This is a genomic window from Streptomyces sp. NPDC054956, from assembly GCF_053609185.1.
In genome coordinates this window covers 1-4,499 of record NZ_JBSGXB010000456.1, presented here as the reverse complement: position 1 = coordinate 4,499, position 4,499 = coordinate 1, and the positions used below count along the sequence as shown (strand labels likewise).

The window sequence follows — 4,499 nt, the reverse complement described above, 5'->3', positions numbered from 1 at the left end:
GGGGAAGGGCGGGTAGGGGACAAGCCCCCGCAGGGTCCGCCGTACCGGTCGGGCTACGGGCGGGGAGGCTCCGTGCCGGGCGACGGGTCCGGGGCACCGGGAGCCGCCGGGTCCGCGCCCGGGGCCGCCGGGGACTGGCCGGGGGTGCCGGGGGCTGCGTAGTAGCCCGCTGCGGGCCAGGTCATCGACAGCGCCGGCGCGGGCTCCCGCGGCCCCCACATCGCCGTCAGCGCCAGATGGACGATCACCGCGGTCATCGGCCAGACGAGCAGCGTCCCGTGCGCCATGAGCTCCAGCGGCGCATCGAAGGGAACCCCCTTGCCCGCCCGCCGGGCGACCGCCACCAGGTCCGAGGAGGGGCCGAGCCACAGCCCGAACCGCCACCCCACCACCGCGGCGAACGCCGATCCGGCCACGAGCCCGACGACCTGCGGGACGCCACCGCGCCTGCGCCACAGGAAGACCGCGACGGCGCTCAGCACACCGAGCCCGGCCGACAGCAGGAAGAACGTCGCGTCGGCCCCGATGCGCGCCTCGCTCTCGGTGTTCTTCAGGAACACCGCCTCCCCGTTCGAGACGTACTGCACGCGCGGCGCGAGCCATGCCCACAGCACCCCGAGCAGCAGGCCGGCCACGCCCACGACGAGGGCGATGGCGGCCCCGTCCCGGACGTCGGCCGCGGAGACCGCGGGCTCCGGCTCGTTCGAAGGCGCAGGGAAAGGCGAGGGCGACGGCAGCGGGGGCTGGTCGGCCTTGTCATAGGGGGTCACGGCTTCGGTCACCCCCACATCGTGCCAGGTCCTCGAACGAAGGGCGGGGTCGGCCGCCCCGGGCGTCAGCGGACGGCCGCGCGCCGGTACGCCCAGGTCGCCACGGCCAGGGACAGGACGCCGACGGCCCCGCACACGCCGAGGTCGAGGAGGACAGCCGCCCAGTCCGGGTGCGGCTCGAAGGTACGGGCGAAGGCCTCCACCCCGTACGTGGACGGCAGCAGGTCGCGCGCCCACACGATGAGGTCGGGCATCCGCTCGGGCGGCAGTACGCCCAGCAGCAGCGCGGCGGACATGCCGAGCTGTCCGGCGAGCGTGGCCAGCTCCTGCCGGGGCGCGAGCAGGCCGAGCGCCGCGCCGAGCCCGGCGAGCGCGGCCCCGGCCAGCGGTACGACGGCCGCCAGGATCCACAGTCCGCCCATCGGGAGCCCGAACAGCACGGATCCGAAGACGGCCGTGACCAGGGTGCCCGGCAGCGTGAAGGAGGCGTACGCGGCGGCCGCGCCGAGCACGACCGAGGCGGGCGGCACCGGCAGGGTGGCGTAGTGGTCGAGCCCGCCGCTCGCCCGGAGCTGTCCGAAGTACTGGGCGAGCAGGTTCAGCGCGACGAAGGCGACGACCAGCACGGAGGACCCGGCGACGACGGCGCGCGCCTCGGAGCCCCCGTCGACCACGCCGCGCATCAGGATCATGATTCCGACGGACTGGAAGGTGGCGACGAACAGCAGCGGGATGCGCGAGACCCGCGCCCGGGACAGCTGCGCCCGGTAGACGGCGGCGAGGGCCGGGAAGAACCGGGCGCGCGGAGCCAGCGGGTCCGGGGCGTACGCCGGGCCCGTGGCGGCGGGGGCCGTGGCCGCGTCCGTGGCAGTGGAGCTCACGCCTTCACCAGTCCCTTCGACGTACGTCCGCCCAGTGCGAGGTACACGTCCTCCAGGCTCGGCGTCGCCAGCGTGAAGTCGTCGAGCGCGGCGAAGGCCGGGCCGCCGGTGACGGCGGCCACCGCCGCCCGCGCCTCGTCGGGTCCGAGGCGCAGCACCCAGCGCCGTCCCGATTCGGTGGCGGACGCGGCCAGCGCGGCGACCTCCGGGAGGTCCAGCGGCGGCGCGGTGCGCCAGACGAGTTCCAGGCGGACCTCGTCGGAGACCTGGGCCTTCAGCCCGGCCGGGGTGTCGCAGGCGATGACCCGGCCCTGGTCGATGACGGCGACCCGGTCGAGGACGGTCTCGGCCTCCATGACGTTGTGGGTGACCAGCAGCACGGTGGCGCCGGTCTCGGCGCGGCGGCGGTCGACGGCGGTCCAGACGGCCCGCCGGGCCACCGGGTCCATCCCGGTCGTGGGCTCGTCGAGGACGAGTACGGGCCGCTCCCCCACCAGTGCGGCGGCGAAGCAGGCCAGGCGCCGCTGTCCGCCGGAGAGCTTCTTCAGGGGCCGCCCGGCGATCTCGGTCAGCCCGAGCTCCTCCAGTACGGAGTCCCGCGCGGCCCGCGCTTCGCGCAGGCCGAGCCCGCGCAGCCGGCCGGTGGTCTCGGCGGCCAGGGACACGGTGAGCTCGTCGAGGGCGGTGGACTCCTGCCCGAGGTAGGACAGCAGCCGGGAGGCCCGCTCGGGGTGGCGCACGAGGTCGTGGCCGAGCAGGGTCACCGAGCCCGCGTCGGGCCGCATCAGCCCGGTGAGCTGGCGGACCAGGGTGGACTTGCCGGCGCCGTTGGGTCCGAGCAGGCCGAAGATCTCGCCGCGCCGCACGTCCAGGGAGATCCCGTCGGTGGCGCGGGTCTCGGGCAGGGCGGGGGCCCCGCGCCGTCCGCGGACCGCGGGGTACGTCTTGACCAGGTCACGCACCGCGCAGACCACGTCGGGGGCCGCTCCCGCGGCCGCTGCCGTGCCCGTATCGCTCTGTGCTGTGCCCGTACTCACGAGGGAGCAGCCTACGGGGTTCCGGCTCCTACTCGGCTGCCGGGGCCGCCGGGACGGCCAGGGCCGCGGCCGCCGGGCCCGCGGGGGCGGCGGGGACCTGCGGGGACGCCGTGCCGGAGGCGGCCACGTGTTCGGCGGCCGCCCTGACGTCGATCTCGCGCCAGAACCCGGCACGGATGGCGTAGCGGTCGTGCTCGTCGATCTGGTCGTCCTTGTGGGCGAGGAGCCCGAACCGGGCGGCGTAGCGCAGCAGCTCCCCGTCGATCCGGTGCGGGATGCGCGGGTACATGGTGGCGAGCTTCTGCAGGTGGACGGTCTCGGGGAGGCGTTCCATCCAGCGCCGGGCGAAGACCTGGCCGACCTCGAAGGGGTCGCCGCCGACGGTGGTGATGTCCTCCTCGCGGTCCGCCCAGCGCTGTTCGGCGGAGGTGAGCTGGGCGAGGGTGGGCAGCGAGGCGGTCTCGGCGGGTTCGCCGAGGGGGCCGGCGCGGTCGATCCAGCCCTTGTCGGAGGACCAGCGCAGGGCGCTGCCGGCCGGTGCGGCGCCGAGGCCCTGGACCGCGGCGGGGGTGGGTGCGGCGGCGCCGGGTGCGCGCAGGGCGCCGGCGAGGTCCTTCGGGGTGGGGACGGTCTTGCCGTTGGCGGTGGTGGGTGACGCCGGGGCGGGTACGCCGCCCTCCTCGGGTTCCACGGGCGCCGGCGCCCGGTTTCCGTTGCCGCGCGCGGCCTCGGCGAGGGCGGCCTCGGGCAGCGGGGCGGAGAGGATCGCGGCGATCTCGGGGCGCGGGGCCGGCGCGGGGGTGCACAGTCCGGTGAGGTCGCGGGCGCGGACGGCGCGGGTGATCCAGGTGCGGTCCAGGACGCGACGTTCGTCGGCTTCGGCGACGAGGTCCTCGGACTGGTTGTAGTCGCCGTCGGCGGCCTGGACGGCCCACAGGTGGACGGCGACCCCGTGTTCCTTGGCGGACATCAGGCCGGGCAGCAGGTCTCCGTCACCGGTGACGAGTACGACGTCCGAGCAGGCGCGGTTGCGGGCCAGCTCGGTGAGCTCGGCGTGCATGGCCGCGTCGACGCCCTTCTGGGCCCACCGGCCGTCGCTTCGGGTCAGGGCGCCGAGCCGGACGGTGACGCGGGGCATGACGCGCAGCCGGCGGTGTTCGGGCTGGGGCACCCGGTCGGGTGCGCCGTCGAACCAGTAGATCCGCAGGAGCGGCTGCTCGGTATCGGCCTCGGCCCGCTCGCGCAGGCCCTGGATGAGGGCCGCATGGTCCACGGTGATGCGGGAGCGTGAGGGCTCCCCTGCGAGAAGGCTCGCGGCGGCGCCCAGCAGATAGCCGGCGTCCACCAGGACGACGCAGCGGTCCACGCGTACCACCCTCTTCCCTGGGGGTCCTCTGGTGTGTTTCTCGGCGGGTCCCCCGAGTCTGCCCGACCGCAAGGGCGTTGACGGCCGGAACTCGATCATCGGCGTGGCGGATCTGGCGGGGCCGCGCGGGAGGGCCTTCGACTACGCGGGGTAATGATCCAAAATGCGCGGTATGCGGCGTTGTGTGAGTGTGAAGGCGGCCCTGGCCCCTACAACCCCCACGGAGGCTTCCCATGGCCAAGAACAAGAACCGCCAGCAGCCCGCCAAGTCACAGGACCGCACGGCATCGCAGGATCCGTCGAAGACCTCGATGGAATCCGCGCCCGCGCCCTCCCCGTCCTCGGCGCCGAGTCCGATGCACATGGCCGGCAAGCGCAAGGAAAAGAAGTTCGGCCACAACTGAGGCCTCCCCGCACGTGGGAAGGGCCCGCCCCGGTCGACCGG

Annotated in this window: 5 protein-coding genes; 1 reads left to right on the top strand and 4 read right to left on the bottom strand. The window is 75.1% G+C overall.

The features are described 5' to 3' along the window. Window positions 1-53: 53 nt before the first annotated feature. Genes ACWGDE_RS36505 through ACWGDE_RS36490 form a run of 4 tightly spaced genes read right to left on the bottom strand, consistent with a single transcriptional unit; the run spans window position 54 to window position 4,063 of the window. Window positions 54-782 (bottom strand): hypothetical protein, encoded by a 729-nt coding sequence (locus ACWGDE_RS36505; protein ID WP_453393380.1) that lies wholly within the window; start codon window positions 780-782, stop codon window positions 54-56. Between the two features lie 53 nt (window positions 783-835). Further along, window positions 836-1,651 (bottom strand): ABC transporter permease, encoded by an 816-nt coding sequence (locus ACWGDE_RS36500; RefSeq protein WP_453393379.1) that lies wholly within the window; start codon window positions 1,649-1,651, stop codon window positions 836-838. Continuing rightward, window positions 1,648-2,688 carry an ABC transporter ATP-binding protein gene (locus ACWGDE_RS36495; RefSeq protein ID WP_453393378.1) on the bottom strand — a complete coding sequence of 347 codons (1,041 nt, stop codon included), beginning with the start codon at window positions 2,686-2,688 and terminating at the stop codon, window positions 1,648-1,650. The genes ACWGDE_RS36500 and ACWGDE_RS36495 overlap by 4 nt, the downstream gene beginning before the upstream one ends. Before the next feature lie 28 nt (window positions 2,689-2,716). Further along, window positions 2,717-4,063, bottom strand: a complete 1,347-nt coding sequence (locus ACWGDE_RS36490) for an NYN domain-containing protein (RefSeq protein ID WP_453393377.1) — start codon at window positions 4,061-4,063, stop codon at window positions 2,717-2,719. Window positions 4,064-4,287: 224 nt separating this feature from the next. On the opposite strand from ACWGDE_RS36490, the gene ACWGDE_RS36485 reads away from it, so the two are divergent. Beyond that, a complete protein-coding gene (locus ACWGDE_RS36485; RefSeq protein ID WP_453393376.1) occupies window positions 4,288-4,458 on the top strand; it encodes a hypothetical protein in 171 nt (56 codons plus the stop codon). Window positions 4,459-4,499: the final 41 nt, after the last annotated feature.